Origin of the sequence: Pseudoflavonifractor sp. MCC625, from assembly GCF_018784545.1 — a bacterium.
GTDB lineage: Bacteria > Bacillota > Clostridia > Oscillospirales > Oscillospiraceae > Pseudoflavonifractor_A > Pseudoflavonifractor_A gallinarum.
Map to the genome: position 1 here is coordinate 1 of NZ_WQOJ01000047.1, position 24819 is coordinate 24819.

Annotated in this window: 26 protein-coding genes, 5 tRNA genes, 3 pseudogenes and 1 riboswitch; of the genes and pseudogenes, 18 read left to right on the plus strand and 16 right to left on the minus strand. The window is 59.5% G+C overall.

Features of this window, described 5'->3' with window-relative positions; translation table 11 throughout:
- Positions 1-771: 771 nt before the first annotated feature.
- Both GPK94_RS13935 and GPK94_RS13940 read right to left on the minus strand, forming a co-directional pair.
- Positions 772-1431, minus strand: a complete 660-nt coding sequence (locus GPK94_RS13935; RefSeq protein WP_215656097.1) for a hypothetical protein — start codon at positions 1429-1431, stop codon at positions 772-774.
- 11 nt (positions 1432-1442) lie between these two features.
- Entirely contained in the window at positions 1443-1910 is a 468-nt protein-coding gene (locus GPK94_RS13940) for a hypothetical protein (protein ID WP_215656098.1), read from the minus strand.
- Between the two features lie 128 nt (positions 1911-2038).
- On the opposite strand from GPK94_RS13940, the gene GPK94_RS13945 reads away from it, so the two are divergent.
- On the plus strand, positions 2039-2386 hold the full coding sequence (locus tag GPK94_RS13945) for a helix-turn-helix transcriptional regulator (RefSeq protein WP_215656099.1): 348 nt from the start codon (positions 2039-2041) through the stop codon (positions 2384-2386).
- 133 nt (positions 2387-2519) lie between these two features.
- Here GPK94_RS13945 and GPK94_RS13950 read toward each other — a convergent pair whose 3' ends face one another.
- The 4 genes and pseudogenes from GPK94_RS13950 to GPK94_RS13965 form a co-directional block, all read right to left on the minus strand.
- On the minus strand, positions 2520-2774 hold the full coding sequence (locus GPK94_RS13950) for a helix-turn-helix domain-containing protein (RefSeq protein ID WP_215656100.1): 255 nt from the start codon (positions 2772-2774) through the stop codon (positions 2520-2522).
- A 150-nt stretch (positions 2775-2924) separates the two neighbouring features.
- Positions 2925-3257, minus strand: a pseudogene (locus GPK94_RS13955) (type IV secretory system conjugative DNA transfer family protein); the annotation flags it as partial.
- Positions 3258-3474: 217 nt separating this feature from the next.
- Positions 3475-3867: pseudogene (locus GPK94_RS13960) on the minus strand (group II intron reverse transcriptase/maturase); the annotation flags it as partial.
- A gap of 706 nt (positions 3868-4573) precedes the next feature.
- Positions 4574-4873: pseudogene (locus GPK94_RS13965) on the minus strand (type IV secretory system conjugative DNA transfer family protein); the annotation flags it as partial.
- On the opposite strand from GPK94_RS13965, the gene GPK94_RS13970 reads away from it, so the two are divergent.
- The 11 genes from GPK94_RS13970 to GPK94_RS14020 all read left to right on the plus strand — a co-directional run bounded on the left by GPK94_RS13970 (position 4811) and on the right by GPK94_RS14020 (position 10100).
- Complete coding sequence (locus GPK94_RS13970) at positions 4811-6307, plus strand: N-acetylmuramoyl-L-alanine amidase (protein WP_252192660.1); 1497 nt, start codon at positions 4811-4813, stop codon at positions 6305-6307. The pseudogene GPK94_RS13965 and the gene GPK94_RS13970 overlap by 63 nt on opposite strands.
- A 3-nt stretch (positions 6308-6310) precedes the next feature.
- Positions 6311-6634 carry a DUF4406 domain-containing protein gene (locus GPK94_RS13975; RefSeq protein WP_215656103.1) on the plus strand — a complete coding sequence of 108 codons (324 nt, stop codon included), beginning with the start codon at positions 6311-6313 and terminating at the stop codon, positions 6632-6634.
- 2 nt (positions 6635-6636) lie between these two features.
- Positions 6637-6933, plus strand: a complete 297-nt coding sequence (locus tag GPK94_RS13980; protein WP_215656104.1) for a hypothetical protein — start codon at positions 6637-6639, stop codon at positions 6931-6933.
- A gap of 15 nt (positions 6934-6948) precedes the next feature.
- The gene (locus GPK94_RS13985) at positions 6949-7296 is read left to right on the plus strand and encodes a hypothetical protein (protein ID WP_215656105.1); all 348 of its coding nucleotides are present in this window, start codon (positions 6949-6951) and stop codon (positions 7294-7296) included.
- A 24-nt stretch (positions 7297-7320) separates the two neighbouring features.
- Complete coding sequence (locus tag GPK94_RS13990) at positions 7321-7515, plus strand: sigma factor-like helix-turn-helix DNA-binding protein (RefSeq protein WP_215656106.1); 195 nt, start codon at positions 7321-7323, stop codon at positions 7513-7515.
- Between the two features lie 90 nt (positions 7516-7605).
- Entirely contained in the window at positions 7606-8055 is a 450-nt protein-coding gene (locus tag GPK94_RS13995; RefSeq protein ID WP_215656107.1) for a hypothetical protein, read from the plus strand.
- A gap of 245 nt (positions 8056-8300) precedes the next feature.
- On the plus strand, positions 8301-8453 hold the full coding sequence (locus tag GPK94_RS14000; RefSeq protein WP_215656108.1) for a hypothetical protein: 153 nt from the start codon (positions 8301-8303) through the stop codon (positions 8451-8453).
- Between the two features lie 102 nt (positions 8454-8555).
- Positions 8556-8828 carry a hypothetical protein gene (locus tag GPK94_RS14005; RefSeq protein WP_215656109.1) on the plus strand — a complete coding sequence of 91 codons (273 nt, stop codon included), beginning with the start codon at positions 8556-8558 and terminating at the stop codon, positions 8826-8828.
- Positions 8829-8916: 88 nt separating this feature from the next.
- On the plus strand, positions 8917-9324 hold the full coding sequence (locus tag GPK94_RS14010; RefSeq protein WP_215656110.1) for a hypothetical protein: 408 nt from the start codon (positions 8917-8919) through the stop codon (positions 9322-9324).
- Between the two features lie 12 nt (positions 9325-9336).
- Positions 9337-9522 (plus strand): hypothetical protein, encoded by a 186-nt coding sequence (locus tag GPK94_RS14015; RefSeq protein ID WP_215656111.1) that lies wholly within the window; start codon positions 9337-9339, stop codon positions 9520-9522.
- A gap of 128 nt (positions 9523-9650) precedes the next feature.
- The gene (locus GPK94_RS14020) at positions 9651-10100 is read left to right on the plus strand and encodes a hypothetical protein (protein WP_215656112.1); all 450 of its coding nucleotides are present in this window, start codon (positions 9651-9653) and stop codon (positions 10098-10100) included.
- A 180-nt stretch (positions 10101-10280) separates the two neighbouring features.
- Here the strand turns inward: GPK94_RS14020 and GPK94_RS14025 are convergent.
- From GPK94_RS14025 to GPK94_RS14055, 7 genes are all read right to left on the minus strand, one after another.
- Positions 10281-10356, minus strand: a tRNA-Lys gene (locus GPK94_RS14025).
- A gap of 14 nt (positions 10357-10370) precedes the next feature.
- Positions 10371-10445: transfer RNA gene (locus tag GPK94_RS14030), tRNA-Gln, on the minus strand.
- A gap of 66 nt (positions 10446-10511) precedes the next feature.
- Positions 10512-10588: transfer RNA gene (locus GPK94_RS14035), tRNA-His, on the minus strand.
- A 40-nt stretch (positions 10589-10628) separates the two neighbouring features.
- A tRNA-Arg gene (locus tag GPK94_RS14040) sits at positions 10629-10705 on the minus strand.
- A 3-nt stretch (positions 10706-10708) separates the two neighbouring features.
- Positions 10709-10782: transfer RNA gene (locus GPK94_RS14045), tRNA-Gly, on the minus strand.
- A 152-nt stretch (positions 10783-10934) separates the two neighbouring features.
- Positions 10935-12290 carry an MATE family efflux transporter gene (locus GPK94_RS14050; protein ID WP_215656113.1) on the minus strand — a complete coding sequence of 452 codons (1356 nt, stop codon included), beginning with the start codon at positions 12288-12290 and terminating at the stop codon, positions 10935-10937.
- 207 nt (positions 12291-12497) lie between these two features.
- Complete coding sequence (locus tag GPK94_RS14055; protein WP_215656114.1) at positions 12498-13172, minus strand: NlpC/P60 family protein; 675 nt, start codon at positions 13170-13172, stop codon at positions 12498-12500.
- Positions 13173-13293: 121 nt separating this feature from the next.
- Here GPK94_RS14055 and GPK94_RS14060 point away from each other — a divergent pair, with 121 nt between their 5' ends.
- Complete coding sequence (locus GPK94_RS14060) at positions 13294-13572, plus strand: FeoA family protein (protein WP_215656115.1); 279 nt, start codon at positions 13294-13296, stop codon at positions 13570-13572.
- The gene (feoB, locus tag GPK94_RS14065; protein ID WP_215656116.1) at positions 13563-15704 is read left to right on the plus strand and encodes a ferrous iron transport protein B; all 2142 of its coding nucleotides are present in this window, start codon (positions 13563-13565) and stop codon (positions 15702-15704) included. Before GPK94_RS14060 ends, feoB begins: the two co-directional genes overlap by 10 nt.
- 66 nt (positions 15705-15770) lie before the next feature.
- Here feoB and GPK94_RS14070 read toward each other — a convergent pair whose 3' ends face one another.
- Positions 15771-16043, minus strand: a complete 273-nt coding sequence (locus GPK94_RS14070) for a hypothetical protein (protein WP_215656117.1) — start codon at positions 16041-16043, stop codon at positions 15771-15773.
- A gap of 90 nt (positions 16044-16133) precedes the next feature.
- Positions 16134-16907 carry a uridine phosphorylase gene (gene udp, locus GPK94_RS14075; RefSeq protein WP_193536343.1) on the minus strand — a complete coding sequence of 258 codons (774 nt, stop codon included), beginning with the start codon at positions 16905-16907 and terminating at the stop codon, positions 16134-16136.
- Positions 16908-17139: 232 nt separating this feature from the next.
- Here udp and GPK94_RS14080 point away from each other — a divergent pair, with 232 nt between their 5' ends.
- The 4 genes from GPK94_RS14080 (at position 17140) to metK (ending at position 23048) form a co-directional block, all read left to right on the plus strand.
- Positions 17140-17838 carry a hypothetical protein gene (locus GPK94_RS14080; RefSeq protein WP_195278410.1) on the plus strand — a complete coding sequence of 233 codons (699 nt, stop codon included), beginning with the start codon at positions 17140-17142 and terminating at the stop codon, positions 17836-17838.
- A gap of 251 nt (positions 17839-18089) precedes the next feature.
- A complete protein-coding gene (locus GPK94_RS14085) occupies positions 18090-20213 on the plus strand; it encodes a sodium-translocating pyrophosphatase (RefSeq protein WP_252192661.1) in 2124 nt (707 codons plus the stop codon).
- 115 nt (positions 20214-20328) lie between these two features.
- On the plus strand, positions 20329-21573 hold the full coding sequence (locus GPK94_RS14090) for an adenosylhomocysteinase (protein ID WP_101693628.1): 1245 nt from the start codon (positions 20329-20331) through the stop codon (positions 21571-21573).
- A 76-nt stretch (positions 21574-21649) separates the two neighbouring features.
- A riboswitch (SAM riboswitch) is annotated at positions 21650-21765 on the plus strand.
- A gap of 98 nt (positions 21766-21863) precedes the next feature.
- Entirely contained in the window at positions 21864-23048 is a 1185-nt protein-coding gene (gene metK, locus GPK94_RS14095) for a methionine adenosyltransferase (protein ID WP_101693627.1), read from the plus strand.
- Between the two features lie 336 nt (positions 23049-23384).
- Here metK and GPK94_RS14100 read toward each other — a convergent pair whose 3' ends face one another.
- Complete coding sequence (locus GPK94_RS14100) at positions 23385-24440, minus strand: BMP family ABC transporter substrate-binding protein (RefSeq protein ID WP_215656119.1); 1056 nt, start codon at positions 24438-24440, stop codon at positions 23385-23387.
- Positions 24441-24819 lie beyond the last annotated feature (379 nt).

Sequence of the window (24819 nt, forward strand, 5' to 3'; positions counted from 1 at the left end):
GCTTACACAAAATTTTACGCCCGGCCTAAACCCGGGCCCGCCGTTGTTTTAGGGACGGGTGATTATTAAGCACTTACTTTTGCTGTATGGGCTGTTTTGTTTTTTGCCAAATAAAAATGCTCACACGGCACCGTGTGAGCATGCAATATCCCAAGGATATTTTTAACACCCAGTGACGGCAGATGTTCACCAACAGCTTAGCGTATCTGACTTAACCTCTCAATGAAGGTATCACAGTGACCGACTCGCGGGGATTCTCACCCCATTCCGCTTCCGATTCTCATCGATGAGCTACTTTCTATGTTGTTAAATTGTATTTATGTTCAGTATTCGGTTATGCTGTTCAAGAACAGCATAGTGGGCCGCGGCCCACTATGACACTTTGGATAAATAAAAAGCGTCCACACATTAGCCGTGTGGACGCAATCAACCATTGCAATACATCCAGTGACGGCAAATGTTCACCAACAGCTCAGCGTATCTGACTTAACCTCTTAAAGAGGCATCACAGTGACCCACTCGTGGGGAATCTCACCCCGTTCCGCTTTCGGTTAATACCGAAGAGCTGTCTACTATTTTGTTCAGTTGTTCAAATGCCAATACATAGATATCGGCACTACATTTAACAGTTAGCAGTATAAGGCAAGTATCAGAAAAAGTCAATACCTGCTAAGAGTTAATCCGACGCAGTGTGCTATTTTATTATCGTTTGCGTTTCAGAATCAAATAGCACACCGGTGATGCTGGTTTCAGCATCCGAATAATATATAATCAGATTTCCCACGCCTCCAGCAAGTAGGCAGGGATTTTATCTTTTGCCATCCAGATGCCACGTTCTGAACAATGCATCCATGCATTTGGTAGGACTTCTCGAAACATTTCTTCAAGCGAATCGTGATAGCTATAATCAGCACGAGCGGGGAGGAATGCCATCTCCACGCCTGTTTCAGGTACCATTCGGTATGTTCGGCGTTGACCAAAATAACAGCTTCTCACCGCATAGACACGAAAGTCAGCTCCTTCTTCACGGAGCTCGACAAGAGTTTCAAGTGCCAACAAACCAAGGGGCGTGTAGTAATCCGCCATGAAGGTTGTGACACCGCGTTCTTGCGCCCATTCAATAGCATTCAAAATCTTTTGGCGGTATGAGGCTGCAGTTAAAGAGTTGCATCCATGCTCCTCTGGCCTTGAATGAATCAGCATAGTTCGCCGGGGATTCAGCACAGGACGATTGGCATCCGTTTCTTCGTAATGCTCTTTTACGGTTCGCTCTATCTCATCCTTTTCTTCTTGCGGAATGCTATCGGCCAAAGCATTGAACTCAGCAAAGATTTCTTCGTCCGTTTTGTGAAGTACGGCTTCTTCCCACCAGTTTTTAATACTTTGGATCTTCATTCTTGCGTGGAACTTAATTCGATATATTACATCCATACCTGTACTCCCTATAATGCACATGGGTTATGGGATAGGTTAGTAATTCTGACGAGGCCCTTGCTTTCACGCTTCCGAGCGTACTCTACGATCTGACCTGTCCCACCCAGAAAGTGATATGCATAGGTTATCAGATAGTCGCAGGTGTCTACCATGCGCTGATTGGTCTTGATAATAGCCAGCCGCTTGGGTATGCTCTCATCCTCCCAAGGATAGAACGTACCATCAAAGCCTTTCGGCGTTTTGATCGGTCGGATGGCCGGGTGATACGGCAGCACCAGTGTGAGCCGGATCTCCGGGTGCCGCTCTCTGGCTTCCTTCACGGCCTGTGCCGCGAGTCCGTCAAAGCCGCCGTAGTGACCGACATAGAAATCAGTCACACCATATTTTGCGATATGCTGTTCTACCGCTTCGGCCAGCACCGGGAACACCGTTGCTCCTGCTTCCCGGTGGCCTATAAAGAAACAGGACGCTCCCATGTCAAGATCTCCCCACAATGTTTTTTTGCGCCAAACTATCACTAAAAGTACATCTGTATTTTTAGGTTATTATAGCACAGTCTAATTGTACTTACAATACAAGTATCACTATCAGGAAGGGCTGTACTATGATCGACTACAAGCATATTGGCGCACGCATCCGAGCGGTACGCATGGAAAAGAAAATCACGCAGGAGCAGCTTGCGGAAGCTGTCGGTGTTGGCACTTCCCACATCAGCCACATTGAGACCGGCAGCGGTAAGGCAAGTCTTGAGACCATCATTCAGATCATCAACGTACTGGATTGCTCCGCTGACGAGCTGCTCTGCATCGAAGTGAAGAACGCAAAGCCGTTCCTGAACAATTGGTTGAGCGAGATCGTCGCCGACTGTGATCCCACAGAGACCAAGTTGATCGTGGATACCGTCACGGCCTTAAAATCGTCCCTTCGTCGTTTGAAAGTGACTGAGGAGTAATTGTTCTTCTCTCTGTATTAAGCTATTCTTAGAGTGGGTACTTCTGGATGGTTCATCATGAACCTATCCTCGGTTCAGTAAATGAGCAGACTCTCCCCTTGGCGGGAGAGTCTGCTTTTTGCATTTACGGCCATTACAGAAGCGTATAGAGATTGGATGTGTAGCTTCCGTTTTCACGCCAGCGCCTGTCTTTGGCAAGCAGTCCGGCACGGCAGAGCTCATCCAATGCCCGCTTTACCGTGGAGCGTGAGAGCTTCAGGTCGGCGGCAATGGTATTGATGGCTGGCCAGCATCTGCCTTCCGCATCTGCACGGTCTTTGAGATAGATGTACACAGTCTTTGCCCGGTGATTTAAGTCCGACTGATAGATGTGCGTAAAGTAAGGCATGGCAGGCACCTCCTGTCAGGGGCGAACTTCGCCGGGTTCCTCGGAATCCTGGTCGATCTCAGCTTTCACAACAGCTTCCGATTCCTCTGTCTGCGCTTCTTCCTGCTCATCAGGTTCGTCCTGCTTTGTTGGTTTTATCTGTCGGCTCTGTATGGCAAGTTCCAGTGCATCCTTCGTAGCGTAGGCTACGGGACGCTGCACCTTTTCCGGCACCTCGTATGGCTTCTCGAAACGAATACCCCAATCCAGAAAGAGCCGCAACTGCACCTGCATGGGATGTATGCCGGTCTTGGCAACGATGAAGCTGCCCTTGGGCATGACCTTCAGTTCGTCCGGTGTTATGAGCGGTCGAGCTACCATCTGCATGGTCTGAGATGGTTTGTCTTTGCTCTGCGTGACTGTTCCTGAGAGCACCGTGCGCTTTCCCAACGCCTCAGAGAGCGTTTCCGCTGTCTGGCTGCCGGGTGCGAATCCGCCGAAGATATTCACCTATCGTGATAGGTAATCCTTTGAAATTGTCTCCGGATTTTCCCCCACGCCACACCGGACATGAGACTTTCGCCTCATCCGGCGTTCCATCAATTACAATTCTTTTTCGCATTTATTCAGTTTCCTTTGTGAGCAGGTATGTTAGTTGATTTCAGGCAGTCCAGCCAGACATCTTAACTTATTGAGGCTAACCATTTGCTTTTGGTCGAGGTTGCTGTATCAGCCTGTCCCAAATGCACGGTATGCCCAGCGGTCGGGTCGAGCCATTGGGTTTTGGTATATCTTTGCGTCGGACTGGCTTTGGACAGTATCCTCTTTTCCCATTCACAATTCTCCTGACTTTATCCACAACTTCTTCTGTGGACAAACAACCAATATTTTTGATTGTTAATCGGTCTGTTCCCGGAGTATTGCTGCCGGTGTTGGCTTTGATGTTTCGATATGCCAGCAGGATGTTTTCTCTTGAGAGGACAATATCCATCAGCTTCGGAAATAGTTCACCATTTTTGCTTTTCGCATACAGGTCATCATAAGTCTGCTGCATTCCATAGTATTCAGCGTGCCGCAGACTATCAATGCTTGATTCCTGCTTTGTTCTCGGCACAAGGCATCACCCCTTTCTTCGGGTAGTGACCCTTTTGCTCATACTCGAAATCCTTGTGTTCAACTGAATAATGTTAAATGAATTGTAATTGACTTGAGGCCATTCCTCCATTTCCATTACAGAAACTTCATTGGTTCGACCTCTACTTTTCAGCACCGATACACCTGCTTATTGTTCTTCGTCAGGTTACTTTCCTTTATGGAAAGCTCGATACCTTTCCTCGTTCCGATAATCCTATCTGTGCATATGTCCGTAGGCGCCTACTATAAGCCTGTTAGCTGGGATGTGCCTGTAACACATCATGGTTTTTCATAACTGTCATTTTTACTCAACCACACTAACTGCGATTTCTCGCATCCTTACTTTTCAGCAAGGCCGACATTTAGACCCTTACATTCGCAGGTTCGTCAGTTCTTTGGGAACATTCTCGCCATAGACATTTTATAGACCCCCGGCCTATAGGCAACACCATCCACCTCTGGACAGCTTTCGTGTGTGGTATGCATCACAATTACGGTTGCTCTCAGCCGACTTCACCGAGCTTCTGACAGTCAGCATTTCTGCTTTCACCGCCAGTCGGAGTATCAGGGTAGGCGTTTCCGGGCGTTACCCCTTCATTCCACCTATCGAATTATCAGTTCTACAAGACTACTTTTCACCTCTCTTTCAGTCTTGTGCCTAACCTTTTCAGTTAGGAACGAGTCGCACGGCAATTGTCAACAATAATTTCCGAGCCCTCTTTTCCGTAGTTCTTTTGGAGCTGGCCCGTGATGCTCTGCACGATGGGTACCAGCATCAGACCTCTGGAGCGGGATGCGCTGAACATCAGCTCCAGTGACTGAATGGGCGGACAGGAGCCCAGCTCGTCAGCGAAGAACACCACGCGGTTTTTCAGTCTGCCGCCATTCTCATCAGCCACGGTCAGGATCTCACGATAGAGGTTTTGGATGATGAGGGACACCATGAAATACTTGGTGTTGTCCTCCTCCGGCAGCACCACGAAGATAAGCTGGAGATCCGAGTCACAAACTGTAAAAAAACGCTCTCCCAGGTCAAGAAGGAAACAGGGGCCGCCTATATCCTGAACGGCGGCATGTGGAACGCCGACGGGTCTCCGTGCCCCATGCTGAAAGTAGGCGGCGCGCTGCTCACCAAGACATGGGGCGCTTACGGCTACGGATGGAACGGCGGCCCCGATATCAAGCTGGAGAGCAGCCCGGCACTCTTTGAGAACTTCATATCCGTAACCTGCCTGATCGGTCCGTGGGGCCCTGTGGACAAGCCCAGCTATCAGCAAAAAGGTCAGGGAGGCACCCGGGGGCGCTCTGCCATTGGTCTCAAAGATGGGGCGCTCTGCCTCTATTGCTCCTCGGACAGATCCAGCGACGCCCGGACGCCCGAGGGTCTGCGGGATGATCTGGCCGCCCTTGGCTGGGAGAGCGCCGTGATGCTGGACGGTGGCGGATCTTCCATGTGCGACTTTGACGGAGCGATTATGCGGGGAGACGGACGCAAAGTCCATAACTGGATTTGCGTCTACACGGCAAAGGGAGGCACGGAGCCGCCGGAAGGAGAGGATACCATGAGCAAACAGTACACGGTCACGCCGGCCATCGGCGTGAACATCCGCAGCGGCCCGGGTACGGGCTACGGAAAGACGGGGGCCTATCCCTGCGGCACGGTGGTCACCATTCTGGAGGAGCGGGACGGCTGGGGGAGAACAGACAAGGGCTGGGTCTCCCTGGACTACCTGGAGCCGGTAAAGGCCCCTCAGCGGACCACTGACAACGGCATTGCCATCCAGATCGACTACATCCCCCAGGGCCGGAAGAACCGCCCTGGCGGCATCAATCTGTGCAGCTATCTCACCATCCACGAGACCGGGAATGCAGCCCGAGGGGCGGACGCCGCGGCTCACGCTTCCTATCTGAAGGGGGACGCTGCCGCCAACGCCCTGGTGAGCTGGCACTACACGGTTGATGACCACGCCATCGTCCAGCACCTGCCGGATACCGAAGCGGCCTATCACGCCGGGGACGGAGCCAAGGGTCCCGGTAACACCAAGAGCATCGGCGTGGAGATCTGCGTGAATCAGGGCGGTGACTTTGAGAAGGCAAAGCAGAACGCCGCCGCCTTGGTGCGCCTCCTGATGACAGAGCACAGTATCCCCCTGGAGCGGGTAGTGCAGCACCACCATTGGAACGGCAAGGACTGCCCCCGGACGATCCGGAACACGCCCGGTGGCTGGGAGGAGTTCCTGAAGCTGTGCAAAGGGGAGGAGCCCAATGTGTCCAACTTGGACACCGACGTGGAGACGCTGGCCCAAGCCGGGATCGTGACCAGCCCGGACTACTGGAAGACCGGCAGCGGCTACGCGGACGCCAACGTAGTGTGTTTAATCCACGCCATGGCGGAGTACATCAGAAAGGAAGGACAATGATTTATGAAAGCTATGCTGTCTCAGCCTATGGCAGGGAAAACCGATAAAGAAATCATCGAAACCAGAGAAAAGGCAATCGCCGTTCTGAAAGAAAAAGGATATGAAATTGTGAACACACTGTTCACTGATGAATGGTACAGCCGGGAGAAGATGGAGGAGCGCGGCGTTGTTCAGATCCCGCTTTGCTTTCTCGCAAAGTCTCTGGAAAACATGAGCCTTTGCCACGCGGCCTACTTTTGCAAGGGCTGGGAAAAGGCCCGTGGTTGCAGAATTGAGCACGATGCAGCGGTAGCATATGGGCTGACCATTTTTTACGAGGAGGAGTAAGTGTGGAACTGAATGAATTCTTCACATGGGAATACCTGGCCACCTTTGCCGGGTGCATGGTCGCAACCGGATTGGTGACACAGATGCTTAAGGGTGCGCTGGACAAGGTGGTAAGCATCCCCACGCAGCTCCTGGCCTGTATGGTGGCCGTGGTGATCCTGGTGCTTGCGCAGCTCTTTACCGGCACCCTGACCGTCAGCACTGGCGTGTTGAGTTTGCTCAACGGCATTGCGGTGGCATCCGCCACCAGCGGAACCATCAGCGGAGTAAAGCGCATGGTTGGTGGTAAAGAGGAATAACGGAGGTATAGACGGTTGGAAACTGCAATCGCACTTATGTCCGCCCTTGGTCTCAACGGCATCATGCTCTTCCTCGTCAAGCGGTATTTTGACCGCAGAGACAAGGCAAGGGCCGATGATGCAAAGGCCGGTGCGGACCTCCGTGGAAAGATCGAGAACGCGCTCGAAACCATCCGCCTCCTTTCCTACGCCCGGATGTCCCAGGAGATCGAGCGCCTACTAGACCAGGGGTATGCCACACCGGCAGAGCGCAGGGTTTTAGATGAAATGTTCGCCAATTATAAAGCTCACGGCTGGAACGGCGACATGGACGCCCGCCTCGAAAAAGTCTACCGTCTCCGCACAGACCGGCCCGACGAATAACCGCTAAGCGCGGGAAAGGATAAAATGAAATACCGATTCACGCTCCAGAGGTTGGAGGAGATGGCCTCCAACCCGTGGCTCACAGACCGTGAAAAGCAGGTCTTTGAGCTCTTTTACCGTCAGGGATGGCAGATCGAGGATGTGGCCGCTGAGCTGGACGTGAGTCGGGGCACGGTGAACAATATCCTGCGGTCCATCCGAGAAAAGGCCTGTACATAATTTGAATATAAAACGCCCTCGACTTGTCTTTAAACTGGACAGGCCGGGGGCGTTTTTTCGTTACAATGGATATGACAGGAGGGGATATCCATGAATGAGTCTTTTGCCATTCAGGGCTTCTCTGCCAGCAATCAAATGCTGTGCATGATCGAGGGCTCGGACATCTACCAGACGGATTATATGGGGAATAAGCGCCTGCTCGGCAAGACATCGGCGGCATACGCCGAGCTGGAGCAGACCACCGCCGAGTACTATGACAAGCTGGTGGAGCTTGGCGTCATCGTCCCGCCGGTGGAGCCGGAGCAGATGATGGCACAGATGCAGCAGTCTATGCTCCAGATGTCGCAGATCATCAAGGGGCTGTCCGACGAGCTAAAGGAGCTGAAAGAGAATGGATCTGAACACCATTGTAAATGCAGTGAGCAAGATGTTTCCAAGCGTAAACCTACCGGGAGCAGTGGAAAAAGCACAGCAGGCGCTGAGCGGGACGCCGAACTCTCTGGAGGGAGCGGCAGCGGCGGCGAAAAAGCTGGGACTTGACCCTCAGGCCGTCAATGAGATCTATCGTAAGTACGGTAATACCATGCAGGCGAAAGCCATCTGCCGCATGATGGGCACCACTCCGGAGGCTCTCAAAGCGGATGCGGACCAGATCCTGGGCAGTGCATCATCCCAGCGGGCTCCGGCACGCGGAATCTCTTCCCCTGGTCTGCCGGGCAAATCAAAGCGTTTCCCCCGGCTAAAATAGCCGTTGGAATAAAATACCTTTAAAGGGAGTGTGACACATGGACGAAAACAAAAGCGGAATGGGCTGGATCGGCGTACTCTTTATCATCCTGGTGATCTGGGCCGTCTTTGGCGGTGGCTTTGGCCACGGCGGATGGGGCGGCAATGGCGGTGAGTGCAACACCGGCTGCGGCCGGGTCTCCAACTGCTAGATCGAGAAGCAGGAGATCATCGACTCCGCGCGTACCCAGTATCTCATTGAGCAGCAGGCGTCCACCACCCGGGCGGCCACTCAGGCCGGTTTTGAGGCCGTCATGGCTCAGAACAGCCGGATCTATGAGCAGGGCCTCCAGGAGACCATCTTCGATCTGAAGATCGAGAACAACTCGCTCAAGTCCAACATCTTCGTGAAGGACCAGACCGACGCCCTGGCCAAGCAGTACGCCGCGTGCTGCTGCGAACTCAACCGGCGCCTGGACGGCATTGAGTGCTCGATGCTCAAGCGCCCGAACCTGTATGGCGTGGCGGCTACCTGCTCCGGGCAGGTGATCCCCTCCGGAGCATCCTACGGGACTATGTTCGCATAAGTCAAAAAGCGGTGCGGTAAGGCATCCGAACTGGGGAGGATGGCTTGCGCTGTCCTCCCCATATTTATTTTGAAAAGGAGCATTTTTTATGATGCAGTTGATCGCTACCACCGACTATCCCGTTGCGGCCGGTGCTACTCTGACAGCCCAGATTGATTTTAACACCAACAGCTCGGTCATCGACTTTGATACTGCCAAAAACGAGATCATCTTCAAACAGCCAGGCATCTACAAAGTCACCGCCTATGTGGTCTTTACTGCAACGGCGGCTGGATCCAACACGATTTATGGATTTTCCTCTACCACATCGGCTGACGTTCCCGGATTCACTTCCTCTTTCGAGAGCACCGTGGCGACACAGACAGCCACCTATAGCATGGGAAAAGATATCCGGATCTCTCCGGCGGTCTTTGGCGCTTATGCCCGTATGAATCTCGCCACACTTACCGCCGGAACGGTTGAGAACCTTGTGGTTAGTGTCGAGAAGATCCGATAGGAGGCCACTGCTATGATGGAGCTGCTGCTGGGCCTTGGCCTGGGTGCAATGGCCTTTACGCCGCAGGGGCGGGAGCTGGGCAACCGGGCCGCCGCACTGATTGCGGCCCAGGCAAAGAAGGTGATGGACCGTGCCACGCCGGACGAACCCACAGAACAACCTTCCGGAGCCTCTGGGAGTGATCGTCCTCCTAGCTAACTTCTGTTTCGGCTTGTGGAACGTGTATTCCAACCTCCGCCAGGAGGCCAAGCAGGCCGGATATGATAAGAGGCAGGAGCAAATATTGACGCTGCTGGAGGAGTCCAAGCAGCAGATGGAGGAATACCATGGACCTGCAAATGATCCAGAGAGAAATTGAAAAGCGCGAAAAGAGCGATACTTGCTACGACAACTGCGAGCGGCTGGCGTGGCTATACATTGTCCGAGACCACATGACCACTCCTTCCAGCTCCTCACCATCTACCCATCTGGATAAGCAGACGGCGGAGGCGTGGGTCGGCCACATGAAAAATGAGGATCCAACCCACCCCACCGGCGGGCGGTGGACCATGGCGCAGACCACCGCCGTGATGAAGGACAAGGGGCTGAACTATCCGGAGCCTGAGTGGTACGCCGTGATGAATATGCTCTATTCCGACTACGGCCCTCTGCTGGCGAAGCATGGCCCAAAGGAGCTGGACGCTTATGTGGAGCTGGCCAAGGCATGGTTGGATGATAAGGACGCCATGCCGGGGAAAACGGCTAGATATTATCACTCTGTGGTGCGCGGAATGTGATGAAAGAGGGCCACTTATATGTGGCCCTCTTTTTGTGTGCAAAAATGTGTGCAATTTTGTTTTCTATATGTGGTTTATTGCGTCCTATATATGGAATATAATATATCATATATAATACGCGAATCTATTGGGAGAGTAAGAAAAAATCCCGGAAGCCTTGTGATACAAGACTCCGGGATTTGGTGACCCGTCGGGGATTCGAACCCCGGACCCACTGCTTAAAAGGCAGTTGCTCTGCCGACTGAGCTAACGAGTCATATTCAGATAAAATGGCAGGGATGGCTGGGTTCGAACCAGCGAATGCGGGAGTCAAAGTCCCGTGCCTTACCACTTGGCTACACCCCTACATTACGCAAGCCCAAAAGGGAAGGGCCGGAGCGGACGCTCCGGCCCTTCCGCCTTGAGTTGTTATGGGGTGGGTAATGGGACTCGAACCCACGACCCTCGGAACCACAATCCGATGCTCTAACCAACTGAGCTACACCCACCATATGTAAAACCGCTGGACACCACCACGCCGTGTGGTAATGGCACGCCTGAAGGGACTCGAACCCCTGACCCACTGCTTAGAAGGCAGTTGCTCTATCCACCTGAGCTACAGGCGCATATGGAGCGGGTGATGGGAATCGAACCCACGCGACCAGCTTGGAAGGCTGGGATTCTACCATTGAACTACACCCGCATGGGCTTGCGGACGCCTTAGCGATGTCAGCTCAGTTATAATAGCATGGGTCTGTCCAAATGTCAACTACTTTTTTTGAAAATTTTGAAAAAAGCGGGATGGGAAACAAAAGGTCCCTCCCGCGCCCGGAGGCAGGGGAGGGACGGAGTACATCAATTCTCGGCCTCCAGGGGCTGGATGACCCGCTGGTAGAGATGCCGCAGATAGAAGATACACAGCAGGAAGGCCACCAGCTCCGCAATGGGGAAGGACCACCAGATCAGGGTCAGGTTCCCGCTCAGGGAGAGGAGGTAGGCCGCCGGCAGGAGGACCACCAGCTGACGGATGATGGAGATGACCATGCTGAGGAAGCCGTGTCCCAGGGCCTGAAGGGTGGAGGACACGATCACGTTGAACCCGGCGAACAGGAAGCTGATGCAGATGATCTTCAGGGCGGGCACGCCGATGGCCAGCATGTTCTCGGAGGCCTTGAAGAGCATCAGGATCTGAGCGCTGAAGAACTGGATCACCAGGAGTCCGGCCAGCATGATGAGCACGGCCGCGATGATGCACAGCCGGATGGCCTGCACCATGCGCTCCTTCTTCCGGGCGCCGTAGTTGTAGGCCACGATGGGGACCATGCCGTTGTTCAGGCCGAAGATGGGCATGAACACGAAGCTCTGGAACTTGAAGTAGATGCCCAGCACCGCCGTGGCCGTGGCCGTAAAGGCGCCCACGATCTGGTTGAGGCCGAAGGTCATCACCGAGCCGATGGAGTTCATCACGATGGAGGGGATGCCCACCGAGTAGATCCGCAGGATGATGTGGCCGTCCGGGCGGAAGCCCCGCAGGGAGAGGTGAATATCATGGTTGCAGGCGGCATTGAAGAAGACCGCCAGGATGCCCGCCACGATCTGTCCGGTCACGGTGGCGACGGCCGCGCCGGCAATGCCCATCTGGGGGAAGGGCCCAAGGCCGAAGATCAGGATGGGGTCGAGCACGATGTTGATGACCGCGCCCACGCCCTGGGTGATCATGGTATAGAAGGTGCGCCCGGTGGCCTGCAGGAGCCGCTCCATGGTGATCTCAATGAAGATGCCCACACAGCCCAGGGAGCAGATGCGCAGGTAGAGGGTGCCGTACTCCACGATCTGGGGATCGGTGCTCTGCACGGCGAAGAAGACCCGGGCGGTCAGGGTGCCCAGGACGGTGAAGACCAGGCAGCTGATGACGGCCAGAAAGACCGCGTTCTCGGCGGCCCGGTTGGCGATGTCGTAGTTTTTCTCGCCCAGGCTGCGGGAGAGCAGGGCGTTGACGCCCACGCCGGTGCCCACCGCCACGGCGATCATCAGGTTCTGAATGGGGAAGGCCATGGAGACGGCGGTGAGGGACTCCTCATTGATCCAGGAGACGAACACGCTGTCCACCACATTGTAGAGGGCCTGGATCAGCATGGACAGGATCATGGGCAGGGACATGGTAAAAATGAGCTTGCCCACCGGCATAACGCCCATTTTATTTTCGGTCATAGACGCACCTCCAGCAAAATTGGAGCCGCAGCACAAGGCTGCGGCCAGAGTAGAACGGATTTACAAACCCTATTCTACCGAGATTTGGAGGAAACGTCAACTATGAAGCGCGAATTTTGTTAGAAAAAACGAAAAAGCAGCAGAACCCAGGGAGAGGGGGGCTCCCTTTGCACAAAAGGGAACCTCAGCATGCCAAAAAAGGAGCGGCTAGGAGGCGGGGAGCCAGCCGGGACGGGCGGCCAGGGCAAACCCGGCCCCCGCGGCGTCGGCGGTGATGACCACGCCCCCCAGACTGCGGGAGCAGTGGAGCACCGGCACCGTGCCGTCGGGGGCGGGCGTCAGGGCCAGCCCGATGTGGGAGAGGTCGGGGAAGCAGAGAAGGTCCCCGGGCAGGAGGTCGGACCAGTCGATGGGGGTGCTGGCGGCGTACTGCGCCCGCACCCCGTCCCCCACCAGGGCAAGGGTGTCGGAGTCCTCCAGGGTGTTGGCCGCGGCCCAGGAGACCAGGCCGGAGCAGTCCAGACCGTAGGGGAGGCGCTTGCCCGAGTCGGCGCAGCCGGGGGCGGTGACCTGCCGGAGCTCTCCCCAGGCCGGGTCCCAGCCGGGGGCGGCGGACTTTCCGCCCCAGAAGTAGGGCACGTGGCCCACCAGGGTGCAGGCGTGCTCCAGGAGGGCCCTGCGCTGGGGGGAGAGGGAGGCGGGCAGGGCCTCCAGGGCGGCGCGGGCCGCGGGGACCATGGCGGGGGCGGAAGGGGTCTCCCGCCCGGGGGAGCGGAGGGGGAAGAGCAGGGCCAGGCACAGGCACAGGAGGACCGCCCCCCAGCACAGGGGGATGGCGGCGGCTCCGGTGGGCCGGGCGGGACGGACAGCCGGACGGGGCATCCTCTCAGACTCCTTTCGGGGGCACGCCGGGGGCGCGAACACCATAGGATAGGAGGAGGAAACTCCCTTTCCTCCTGGCAGAGACTGCCAACATCATCCATATGTCCGGAGGGTTTCATATATGAGAGAACAACCACGACTGAGCGCCCTGCGTGTGGGCGAGGAGGCACGGGTGTGCCGGGTGGAGGCCGCCTCGGCCCTGAGGCGGCGGCTGATGGATCTGGGGTTGGTCCCCGGCACCCGGGTGACCTGTGTGGGCAAGAGTCCGGCGGGGGACCCGGCGGCCTATGCCTTCCGGGGAGCGGTCATCGCCCTGCGCCGGGCGGACGCGGAGGAGGTCTGTCTCTTTGCGGGGGCGGAGCTCCCCCTGGAAGAGGAGGCGGTGGGCGCATGGGACTGACCGCGGCCTCCACCGGTACGGGCGCGGTGGAGGGGAAGTGGGTCCTGCGCCGGGAACACCCGGAGGACCGGGTCATCGCCCTGGCGGGGAACCCCAACGTGGGGAAATCCACCCTCTTCAACGCCCTGACCCATCTGCGGCAGCACACCGGCAACTGGCCGGGAAAGACGGTGGCGGCCGCCCAGGGGCGGTGTGAACACAAAGGGCGGGGCTATCTGCTGGTGGATCTTCCGGGGACCTACTCCCTCCTAGCCCGCTCGGCGGAGGAGGAGGCGGCCCGGGATTTTCTCTGCTTCGGCGGGGCGGACGCGGCGGTGGTGGTGTGCGACGCCACCGGGCTGGAGCGCAACCTGAACCTGGTCCTCCAGACCCTGGAGCTCCACAGCCGCACGGTGGTGTGCGTCAATCTCCTGGACGAGGCGGAGCGGAAGGGGATCTCGGTGGACCTGGCGGAGCTCTCCCGGCGGCTGGGGGTCCCGGTGGTGGGGACGGCGGCCGGCCGGGGGGAGGGGCTGGAGGAGCTCCTGGCGGCGGTGGAGGACGTGATCGCCCATCCGCCCCAGGCAAAACTCCCCCGGTATCTCCCGCCCATCGAGCGGGCGCTGGAGGTGCTGACCACCCAGGTGTCCGGGCGGTGCGGGGCCCTTCCGCCCCGGTGGACGGCCCTGCGCCTGCTGGACGGGGAGAGCTCCGCGCTGGCGTCCATCACACAGGCCCTGGGCCGGGACCTGCGGGAGGAGCCGGGCATCGCCCGCTGTCTCACCGAGGTGCGCGCCGAGCTGGCCAGGGTGGGCCTGGAGGGGGAGCTGCTCCGGGAGCGGCTGGTCTCCTGCCTCATCTGGCGGGCCGAGGACATGGCCCACGCGGTGGTCTCCTCGGTTCAGGCGGACAGCCATCGCCGGGACCGGCGGCTGGACCGGATCTTCACCAGCCGTCTGACCGGGATCCCGGTGATGCTCCTGCTGCTGGCCGGGGTGTTCTGGCTGACCCTGGCGGGGGCCAACTACCCCTCTCAGCTCCTCTCCCAGGGGCTGTTCTGGCTCCAGGACCGGCTGAGCGGGCTCTTTACTTACCTGGGCGCGCCCCAGTGGCTCCACGACATGCTGGTGCTGGGGGTGTACCGGACCCTGGCCTGGGTGGTGGGAGTCATGCTGCCCCCCATGGCCATCTTCTTCCCCCTCTTTACCCTGCTGGAGGACTTCGGGTACCTGCCCCGGGTGGCCTTTGTGCTGGACCACGCCTTCCAGAAGGCCCACGCCTGCGGCAAGCAGGCCCTCACCATGGCCATGGGCTTCGGGTGCAACGCGGCGGGGGTGACCGGGTGCCGCATCATCGACTCCCCCCGGGAGCGGCTCATCGCCATGCTGACCAACAGCTTTGTGCCCTGCAACGGCCGCTTTCCCACCCTGATCGCCCTGATCTCCATGTTCTTCGTGGGGACCGCCGGGGGATGGGGGGAGAGCCTGGGGGCGGCGGTCCTCCTGACGGGGCTCATCGTGCTGGGGGTGGTTCTGACCTTCTGGGCCTCCCGGCTCCTCTCGGCCACCGTGCTGAAGGGGACCCCCTCCTCCTTTACGCTGGAATTGCCCCCCTACCGCCGGCCCCGGGTGGGGCAGGTGATCGTGCGCTCGGTGCTGGACCGCACCCTCTTCGTGCTGGCCCGGGCGGCGGCGGTGGCCGCTCCGGCGGGGCTGGTGATCTGGCTGTGCGCCAATGTGGAGGTGCAGGGGATGAGCATCCTCCAGCACTGCACCGCCTTTCTGGACCCCCTGGGGCGGCTGATGGGGCTGGACGGAGTGATCCTGATGGCCTTTCTCCTGGGCTTTCCGGCCAACGAGATCGTCCTGCCCCTGATCCTGATGACCTATCTCTCCTCCGGGAGCCTGCTGGAGCTGGGGGAGCTGGAGGAGATGCGGGCTTTGTTGGTGGAGCAGGGCTGGACCGGACTGACCGCGGTGTGCATGATCCTCTTCTCCCTCTTCCACTGGCCCTGCTCCACCACCTGTCTCACGGTGCGGAAGGAGAGCGGCAGCTGGAAGTGGACGGCGCTGGCCTGGCTTCTGCCCACGGCGGTGGGGATGGGGCTGTGCATCCTGACGGCCGCCCTGGCCCGCCTGTTGGGCCTTGTGTGAGCATAAGAAAAGAGGGGGAGAGCGCCATAGGGCGCTCTCCCCCTCTTAAAAATGCCTGCATGTTTTTTAGTCGCGGAAAACCAGGTGCAGCTTCCGGTTGGTGTTGGCGGCCTGGGTCAGGACGCCCAGCAGCTGCTTTCCCCAGCTGCTCTCCCGCATCAGGTCGGCCCCGATGAGCACCAGACCCAGGGAGGTTTCCCCGTCGCTGAGGGTGTCCGACAGGCAGGAGAGGACATCGTCCCCCTCGGGCAGGGACAGGGCGCGGCAGAGATAGGGCGCCCCCCGCTCCTCATCCAGCAGGTGCCAGGCCTCCAGCCGCACCACGGTGGCTTCTTCCATTGGAAAGGACCTCCTTACATTTGAGAATCAAAATCGGCTGCCGCGCCGGCAGTTCGGTCCGGCGCGGCAGCGTTCCAAGGGGGCGTGGGATCACGCCTGTCTGGCCCGGTCGGCCAGGATGAGTTTTTTCAGGGCCTCGATGCCCACCTCGATGGCGGCGGAGAGATCGTGGCTCTCGGCCTGATCGAGGCCGGCCAGCTCCCGCTCCTGGTTCCAGATCACGTGGAAGCAGGAGCCGCAGCGCACGCCCAGGGCGGCGGCGCAGCAGAAAAGGGCGGCCGATTCCATCTCGGAGGCCAGCACGCCCAGGCGCTTCCAGGCCTCCCACTTGTGGAGCAGCTCGTAGGACACGGGCATGCGGCTGGGGTCGTGCTGCCCGTAGAAGGAGTCCTTGCACTGGACCACGCCGGCGTGCCAGGGCTTGCCCAGGTCCTTGGCGGCGGCCACCAGGGCCTCCTGGACCTCGTAGTCGGACACGGCGGGGAACTCGATGGGGGCGTACTCCCGGCTGGCTCCCTCGTGGCGGATGGCGCCGGTGGCGATGACCACGTCGTCGCTCTTGACCTTCAGGTTGATGCCGCCGCAGGTGCCCACCCGGATAAAGGTGTCGGCGCCGATCTTGTGCAGCTCCTCCATGGCGATGACGGCGGAGGGGCCGCCGATGCCGGTGGAGCACACGCTCACCTTTTCCCCCAGCAGGGTGCCGGTGTAGGTGGTGTACTCCCGGTTGGACTGGACCTTGACCGGGTTGTCGAAGTAGGCGGCGATCTTCTCGCAGCGGCCGGGATCGCCGGGCAGGATGCAGTAGCGGCCCACGTCGCCCTGCCCACACTGGATATGGAATTGCAGTTCATGCTCATGCATACAAAATCACCTCATGTTTCCAAATCAGAATCCGTTCAGAAGGAGAGCGCGGCGCGCAGCGGGGCGAAATCGCGCTCTATGTGCGGTTTGGAACAGCTTTATTATAGAACAGATCGAACAAAGTCGCAAGAACATTTGACATCTGCGCCGGTTTTGTAACCATTTGTTGTTGTTTTTTTGATCATATTACAGTACAATAGGGAAGCCGTATCCCATGGAAGCGAGGTGTCCTATGAAAAAGGCCGTTTCCCTGTGCGTGCTCGTCCTGTGCTGCTGCGTTGCGATCGGAAGTCTGTGCACCAGCAGTTTTTTCTTTGGGAGAGAACTGCCCGTGCGCAATACGATGCGCACCGCCTCCTCCGCCGCCCTGCCCAGCCGCGGTACCGCCCCGTCCCGCGAGACGGCGCGCCCTCCCCTGGACACAGGGGACGACGCCCTCCTGCTGGAGCGGGCCAAGGAAGTGCTGACGAGCCTGTCAGAGGAAGACTATGCCGCATTGAGTCAAATGGTCCATCCGGTCAAGGGTGTGACCTTCACCCCCTACTCCACCGTGGACCCGGAGAGCGATCTGTGCTTCCTGCCCGACCAGATCGCCGATGCCGCGGAGGACAAGACCCGGTATCTCTGGGGATTCCGGGACGGTGTGGGCGACCAGATCAGTCTGACCATACCGGAGTATATCCGTACCTATGTGTACAATGCCGACTATCTCTATGCCCCCGAGCAGGCGGTGGACCAGGTGCTGGCCAGTGGCAACGCCCTGGAGAATGTCCGGGAGATCTTCCCGGAGGACCGCTTTGTGGAGTGCTACTTTCCCGGCCTGCAGCCGGAGAAGGAGCAGTTCGACTGGTGCTCCCTCAAGCTGGTGTTTTCCGCCTATGAGGAGCAGTGGTATCTGGTGGGGCTGATCCACAGCGAGTGGGTCATTTAAGCCGGCGGTAAAAGCGCTCTCTGTCTGCGGACGGAGGGCGCTTTTTGATGGGTTTGATTTGGTAATAATGGATGAAAAGAAAAGGATAAAATCATATAAATTGTGTAAAGAGTAAAAATGATATTGTCAGTACAATTATGGAACAGGAAGAGCTTGCAAAATGCAGTGGATTTGCGCTAAGATTAAGGCATCAAAGAGAGAAGGAAGCCGCCCCTTAGCGTGGTTTCCACATGATTAAAGGAGTTGGGAAAATGAACGCACAGAACCTCTTCTGGATCGGGCTGGTGGGCGCGGTGATCGCGCTGCTCTTCGCCGTGGTCCAGAGCCGCAAGGTGCTCAAGTTCTCCGAGGGCACCGAACTGATGCAGAAGATCGCCTCTTCCATCCGTCAGGGTGCCAACGCGTATCTGAAGCGCCAGTATTCCACCGTGGCAAAGATCTTTGCCGTGGTCTTCGTGATCCTGCTGATCCTGGTGGCCACCAATCAGCTGGACAACTGGTTTATTCCCTTTGCTTTCCTGACCGGCGGCATCTACTCCGCCCTGGCCGGCTTCATCGGCATGAAGATCGCCACCTCTTCCAATGCCCGCACCGCCCACGCCGCGCACGAGAGCCTCAACCGCGGCCTGAACGTGGCCTTCTCCTCCGGCGCGGTCATGGGCTTCACCGTGGTGGGCCTGGGCCTGCTGGACGTGTCCGTCTGGTTCCACATCCTGAAGTATGTGGCCGGCTATGACGCCACCAAGATCGCCCAGACCATGGTTATGTTCGGCATGGGCGCCTCCTTCATGGCTCTGTTCGCCCGTGTGGGCGGCGGCATCTTCACCAAGGCCGCCGACGTGGGCGCCGACCTGGTGGGCAAGGTAGAGGCCGGCATCCCCGAGGATGACCCCCGCAACCCCGCCACCATCGCCGACAACGTGGGCGACAACGTGGGCGACGTGGCCGGCATGGGCGCCGACCTCTATGAGTCCTACGTTGGCTCCATCCTGGCCACCTTCGCCCTGGGCGCCTCCGCCTATGCCGGCGCCGACAAGGCCTGGAACGCCATGCTCCTGCCCGTGGCCATCGCCGTGGTGGGCGTGATCTGCTCCGTCCTGGGCACCTTCCTCATCCGCACCAAAGAGGGCGCCAGCCAGCGCGACCTGCTGGGCACCCTGCGCAAGGGCACTTACACCGCCGCCATCCTGGCTGCCATCCTGGCCGCTCCTCTGACCTACTTCATCCTGGGCAGCATGGGCGTCTATGTGGCCATCCTGGCCGGTCTGGTGGCCGGCTGCGCCATCGGCTACTTCACCGAGTACTACACCTCTGATACTTACAAGCCCACCCAGAAGCTGGCCGACTCCACCGAGACCGGCGCCGCCACCACCATCATCGGCGGTATCTCCCTGGGCATGATGTCCACCGCCGCTCCTGTGGTCATCGTGGGCATCGCCATCATTGTCTCCTTCCTGGCCGCCGGCGGCTCCCTGTCCACCTCTTCCGCCGACTATGCCGAGCTCTTCAATAAGGGCCTGTACGGCATCGGCATCGCCGCGGTGGGCATGCTCTCCACCCTGGGCATCACTCTGGCTACCGACGCCTACGGCCCCGTGGCCGACAACGCCGGCGGCATCGCTGAGATGAGCGGCCTGGGCGAGGAGGTCCGCAACCGCACCGACGCCCTGGACTCCCTGGGCAACACCACCGCCGCCACCGGTAAGGGCTTCGCCATCGGCTCCGCCGCCCTCACCGCTCTGGCCCTGCTGGTCTCCTATGTGGACGTGGTCAAGGGCAAGATCGGCGGAGAGATCGACCTGGCCCTCACCAACCCCGCCGTGCTGGTGGGCATCTTCGTGGGCGCCATGCTCACCTTCATCTTCGCTGCCCTCACCATGAGCGGCGTGCAGCGTGCGGCCCAGTCCATCGTGGTGGAGGTCCGCCGTCAGTTCAAGGAGATCGCCGGCATCATGGAGGGCAAGACCGATCCCGACTACGCCTCCTGCGTGGACCTGTGCACCCGCGGCGCCCTGCATGAGATGGTGGTTCCCTCTCTGCTGGCCATCGTGGTGCCCATCGTCACCGGCTGCATCCTGGGCGTGGAGGCCGTTGTGGGGCTGCTGGGCGGCGTGACCGTCACCGGCTTCGCCATGGCCGTGTTCATGTCCAACGCCGGCGGCGCCTGGGACAACGCCAAGAAGTACATCGAGTCCGGTAAGCACGGCGGTAAGGGTTCCGACTGCCACAAGGCCGCCGTCATCGGCGACACCGTGGGCGATCCCTTCAAGGATACCTCCGGCCCCTCTCTGAACATCCTCATCAAGCTGGTCTCCACCGTGTCCATCGTGTTCTGCGGTCTGGTCATCAGCGTCAGCCAGTTCTTCCTGGGCTAATCGGACACACTCTGCCCCGCGGACCCTCCGGTCCGCGGGGTTTTCTTTTGACGGGCAGTCTGCTATAATCATTCCAAAGGAAAACATACCATCACAAACAGGAGGTCATGTCCCCATGAGCATCGTAAAAGACAGGTCCCTGGCCGAGTCCGGCCGCCGGAAGATCCAGTGGGTGCGGGATTTCATGCCCGCCCTGGGCGGGATCGAGGCCCGCTTTGAGCGGGAGCGCCCCTTTGCGGGATTGCGGGTGGCCGTATCCGTCCATCTGGAGGCCAAGACCGCCAATCTGGGCTATGTGCTCCAGAAGGGCGGGGCGGAGGTGCGCCTGACCGGCTCCAACCCCCTCTCCACCCAGGACGACGTGGCCGCGGGGCTGGACAGCATGGGGGTGGAGACCTTCGGCATCCACGGCGCCACGGCGGAGGAGTATGAGGCCCATCTCATCGAGACCCTGCGCTTCAAGCCCCACCTGGTGGTGGACGACGGGGGCGACCTCATCCACCTGCTGGGCGGGAAGTGCGCCGACCTGGGGGAGAACCTGATCGGCGGCTGTGAGGAGACCACCACCGGCATCCTCCGCCTGCGGGCCCGGGAGCGGGAGGGCATCCTGCCCTGCGCCATGATGGCGGTCAACGACGCCAAGGCCAAGCACTACTACGACAACAAGTACGGCACGGGCCAGTCGGTGTGGGACGCCATCATGCACACCACCAACCTGGTGGTGGCGGGCAAGACCGTGGTGGTGGCCGGATACGGCTGGTGCGGCAAGGGCGTGGCCATGCGGGCCAGCGGCATGGGGGCCAACGTCATCGTCACCGAGGTGGACCCCTTCAAGGCCCTGGACGCCACCATGAACGGCTTTAGGGTCATGACCATGGACGAGGCCGCCGCCCTGGGCGACGTGTTCGTCACGGTCACCGGCTGTAAGGACGTCATCACCCCCCGCCACTTTGAGAAGATGAAGCACAACGCCATCCTCACCAACGCCGGCCACTTCGACTGCGAGGTGGACGTGGCCTCCCTGGCCGCCATGGCCGTCAAGCGGGAGATCCGCCGGGACTCCATCGAGGGCTACACCCTGCCCGACGGACGGGTGCTCAACGTCATCGGAGAGGGCCGCCTGGTCAACCTGGCGGCGGGCAACGGCCACCCGGCCGAGATCATGGACATGTCCTTCTCGGTCCAGGCCCTGGCCCTGGAGTGGCTGGTGAAGCACCGGGACGAGCTGGAGAAGAAGGTCTACAACGTGCCCGACTCCATCGACGACGAGATCGGCCGGGTCAAGCTGGCCGCCATGGGCCTGCACATCGACGCCCTGACCGAGGACCAGCGGGCCTATCTCAACGGCTGGAAGGCATAAATCCCAGCAATATAGTTGGAATTGACTCTTGACAAGTTTCGGCAAAGAGGATAGAATACCTTGTACCAACTGAATAGCCTTATCGAGAGAGGTGGAGGGAACGGCCCTATGAAGCCCGGCAACCTGCCTGAACGCCGTAACACGCGGGAAGGAAAGGTGCCAAATCCGGCGGTGTAAATCGAAAGATGAGGATGGACAACAAGACTCCATGCGCTCCGCCGTCCGGCGGAGCGCTTTTTTGTGGTTCCCGTTCTCGGCAAGGCGTGTATTTTGGAAAGGAAGGAATCAAATTGGCAAAGCGACTTTTTACTTCGGAATCCGTGACCGAGGGACATCCCGACAAAATCTGCGACCAGATCTCCGACGCGGTGCTGGACGCCATTCTGGAGCAGGACCCCATGGGCCGCGTGGCCTGTGAGACCACCGTCACCACCGGTCTCGTCAACGTGATGGGCGAGATCACCACCCACTGCTATGTGGACATCCCCAAGATCGCCCGGGAGGTCATCCGGGAGATCGGCTACGACCGGGCCAAGTACGGCTTTGACTGCGACACCTGCGCCGTCATCACCTCCATCGACGAGCAGTCCGCCGACATCGCCCTGGGCGTGGACCAGTCCCTGGAGGCCAAGGAGGGCGGCCAGGGCGAGGACCTGACCAACGGCGCCGGCGACCAGGGCATGATGTTCGGCTATGCCTGCGACGAGACCCCCGAGCTCATGCCCCTGGCCATCTCCCTGGCCCACAAGATGGCCATGCGCCTGACCGCGGTGCGCAAGGAGGGCCTGGTGGACTACCTGCGCCCCGACGGCAAGACCCAGGTCACCGTGGAGTATGACGAGAACAACAAGCCCGTCCGGGTGGACGCGGTGGTCCTCTCCACCCAGCACGGCCCCGAGGCCAGCCTGGAGCAGATCCGCAAGGACATGATCGAGCTGGTCATCAAGCCCACCATCCCCGCTGAGCTGCTGGACGAGAACACCAAGATCTACGTAAACCCCACCGGCCGCTTCGTGATCGGCGGTCCCCAGGGCGACTCCGGCCTCACCGGCCGCAAGATCATCGTGGACACCTACGGCGGAAGCGCCCCCCACGGCGGCGGCGCCTTCTCCGGCAAGGACCCCACCAAGGTGGACCGCTCTGCCGCCTACGCCGCCCGCTGGGTGGCCAAGCACGTGGTGGCGGCCGGTCTGGCCAGCCGCTGCCAGGTCCAGCTGGCCTACGCCATCGGCGTGGCTGAGCCGGTCTCCATCCGGGTGGACACCTTCGGCACCGGCAAGGTCTCCGACCTGGCCCTGGAAGAGGCGGTGGAAAAGACCTTCGACCTGCGTCCCACCGCCATCATCCGGGACCTGGAGCTGCGTAAGCCCATCTACCGGAAGCTGGCCGCCTACGGCCACTTCGGCCGCACCGATCTGGACCTGACCTGGGAGCGCACCGACCGGATCGACGCCCTCAAGGCCAACCTGAAGTAAGAATCCCATCTCGTGTGAGAAAAAATCCCCCGTTCCGCCGACTGGCGGGACGGGGGATTTGCGTGTCGAACCAGTTCGACACGCTTCTCAAAAATGCAAGCATTTTTTCGAGGGGATGCAGGCCGCCGCATGCACTCGCTGATGCTCGCACACTTGCGGCCCTGAGAGGAGTGTTTTCCGACGTACACGCCGCCGGAAAACACGATTAAACTTTGTTCCGCCGTCTGCGGACAGCGGAACTCTGCGAGGCTCTGTGCCTCCAACATACAGCAATACATAGCCCCCGTTCCGCCGACTGGCGGGACGGGGGATTCTGTTTTGCGGCAGGGTTCAAGCTCAGAAAGAAATCTGAACCTGCTCAAATTCGTTGGGCACCTGGATCTCGCCGGACTTGATGGCCAGGAAGGTGTCCTCCACCGCCTGGACCGCCTCGGTGGAAAGCTGGGCCTTGACGGCGTCGTTCCAGTAGAAGTTCACGCAGCCGTTGCCGGTGGTCATGAACATGGGGGCGGACTCGGTGATGGTGCCGGCCATGATGGCCTCGGTGGCCTGGCGGTAGGCCTCCACATAGTCGCACAGGACGTTGCCTATGAGCTGCTCCGGGGCGTACTCGGTGTAGTTGCCCAGCATGCCGAAGGCGCGGGCTTTGCCGTTCTCCTGGACAGCCTGGAGGGCGGAGGGCTGGGCCTCGTTGGTGTTGCTGAAGATCACGTCCGCGCCGGCGGAGAGCTGCTCCTGCACGGCGGCATAGGCGGCCTCACCGTCGGGACCGTCCAGAACGGTCTCCAGGATTTCCACCTGGGGGTTGACGCTCTTGGCGCCCAGGATGAAGCCGTTGGTGGTCTTGTTGATGGCGGGATAGTCGGCGCTGCGGCTCACGCCCAGAATGCCGCTCTCGGTGGTCAGACCGGCCAGGACGCCGGCCAGATAGGCCCCCTCCTCGGCGCACATGGTGATGGGGAAGAGGTTGTCCTTCACCTGGTCGCCGCCCACGGTCACGAACCAGGTGTCGGGGTACTGCTCACACAGGGCGGCAAAGGGGGCGGCGCACTGTCCGCCGTGGCCGTAGATGATGGCGAAGCCCTCCTCGGCCATGGCCTGGGCCGCGGCGGAAATGGCCTCGTCGGTGGAGGCGGTCTCCACCTTCACGCTGTATCCGTAAGTAGCCTTGATTTCCTGGGCGGCCTTGTCGGCCACGCCGGAGAAGCGGTCCTCCGCCGGGTCGCCGGGCAGCAGGAAGCCCACCTTGGTCTGGGAGGGGTACTCCACTCCGGCAGAGGGGGAGGCGGGACGCTGGGAGGACGTGGGGGAGGGCGCGGCAGAGCCCGCCGTACAGCCCGCCAGACCGGCCCACAGGAGGGCCGCCAGGAACAGGGTCAGAACTTTCTTCATAAATCTTTCTCCTTTTTTCTCATGTAACCGATTTCTTGAAACATATTAGCACAGAGAATAGAGAAGAGTCAAACGCAGGAATAGACAAAAAGCGCCCTGGGAAGCCCGCAGGCCTTTGGGCCAGATGCGCAAAAAGAGAGCGCCCCGGCACCGACCGGGGCGCTTCAAGTGTGTTGAAACACAGAGTTCTGGCTCTTTGGCGCTCAGAGCCTCGCAGAGTTCCGCCGTCCGCAGACGGCGGAATAGAGTGGGATCGTGTTTTCCGGCGGCATGTACGTCGGAAAACACTCCCCTCAGGCCGCCAGTGCGCGAGCGTCAGCGAGTGCGCGCAGCGGCCTGCATCCCATTCGAAAAAATGCTTGCATTTTTGAGAAAGCTT

What these genes read in the sequence shown, in the direction of transcription:
- GPK94_RS13935 (WP_215656097.1), bottom strand. Translation starts at nt 1,431, where the DNA reads ATGGATGTAATATATCGAATTAAGTTCCACGCAAGAATGAAGATCCAA.
- GPK94_RS13940 (WP_215656098.1), bottom strand. Translation starts at nt 1,910, where the DNA reads ATGGGAGCGTCCTGTTTCTTTATAGGCCACCGGGAAGCAGGAGCAACG.
- GPK94_RS13945 (WP_215656099.1), top strand. Translation starts at nt 2,039, where the DNA reads ATGATCGACTACAAGCATATTGGCGCACGCATCCGAGCGGTACGCATG.
- GPK94_RS13950 (WP_215656100.1), bottom strand. Translation starts at nt 2,774, where the DNA reads ATGCCTTACTTTACGCACATCTATCAGTCGGACTTAAATCACCGGGCA.
- GPK94_RS13975 (WP_215656103.1), top strand. Translation starts at nt 6,311, where the DNA reads ATGAAAGCTATGCTGTCTCAGCCTATGGCAGGGAAAACCGATAAAGAA.
- GPK94_RS13990 (WP_215656106.1), top strand. Translation starts at nt 7,321, where the DNA reads ATGAAATACCGATTCACGCTCCAGAGGTTGGAGGAGATGGCCTCCAAC.
- GPK94_RS13995 (WP_215656107.1), top strand. Translation starts at nt 7,606, where the DNA reads ATGAATGAGTCTTTTGCCATTCAGGGCTTCTCTGCCAGCAATCAAATG.
- GPK94_RS14000 (WP_215656108.1), top strand. Translation starts at nt 8,301, where the DNA reads ATGGACGAAAACAAAAGCGGAATGGGCTGGATCGGCGTACTCTTTATC.
- GPK94_RS14005 (WP_215656109.1), top strand. Translation starts at nt 8,556, where the DNA reads ATGGCTCAGAACAGCCGGATCTATGAGCAGGGCCTCCAGGAGACCATC.
- GPK94_RS14010 (WP_215656110.1), top strand. Translation starts at nt 8,917, where the DNA reads ATGATGCAGTTGATCGCTACCACCGACTATCCCGTTGCGGCCGGTGCT.
- GPK94_RS14015 (WP_215656111.1), top strand. Translation starts at nt 9,337, where the DNA reads ATGATGGAGCTGCTGCTGGGCCTTGGCCTGGGTGCAATGGCCTTTACG.
- GPK94_RS14020 (WP_215656112.1), top strand. Translation starts at nt 9,651, where the DNA reads ATGGACCTGCAAATGATCCAGAGAGAAATTGAAAAGCGCGAAAAGAGC.
- GPK94_RS14050 (WP_215656113.1), bottom strand. Translation starts at nt 12,290, where the DNA reads ATGACCGAAAATAAAATGGGCGTTATGCCGGTGGGCAAGCTCATTTTT.
- GPK94_RS14055 (WP_215656114.1), bottom strand. Translation starts at nt 13,172, where the DNA reads ATGCCCCGTCCGGCTGTCCGTCCCGCCCGGCCCACCGGAGCCGCCGCC.
- GPK94_RS14060 (WP_215656115.1), top strand. Translation starts at nt 13,294, where the DNA reads ATGAGAGAACAACCACGACTGAGCGCCCTGCGTGTGGGCGAGGAGGCA.
- feoB (WP_215656116.1), top strand. Translation starts at nt 13,563, where the DNA reads ATGGGACTGACCGCGGCCTCCACCGGTACGGGCGCGGTGGAGGGGAAG.
- GPK94_RS14070 (WP_215656117.1), bottom strand. Translation starts at nt 16,043, where the DNA reads ATGGAAGAAGCCACCGTGGTGCGGCTGGAGGCCTGGCACCTGCTGGAT.
- udp (WP_193536343.1), bottom strand. Translation starts at nt 16,907, where the DNA reads ATGCATGAGCATGAACTGCAATTCCATATCCAGTGTGGGCAGGGCGAC.
- GPK94_RS14080 (WP_195278410.1), top strand. Translation starts at nt 17,140, where the DNA reads ATGAAAAAGGCCGTTTCCCTGTGCGTGCTCGTCCTGTGCTGCTGCGTT.
- GPK94_RS14085 (WP_252192661.1), top strand. Translation starts at nt 18,090, where the DNA reads ATGAACGCACAGAACCTCTTCTGGATCGGGCTGGTGGGCGCGGTGATC.
- GPK94_RS14090 (WP_101693628.1), top strand. Translation starts at nt 20,329, where the DNA reads ATGAGCATCGTAAAAGACAGGTCCCTGGCCGAGTCCGGCCGCCGGAAG.
- GPK94_RS14100 (WP_215656119.1), bottom strand. Translation starts at nt 24,440, where the DNA reads ATGAAGAAAGTTCTGACCCTGTTCCTGGCGGCCCTCCTGTGGGCCGGT.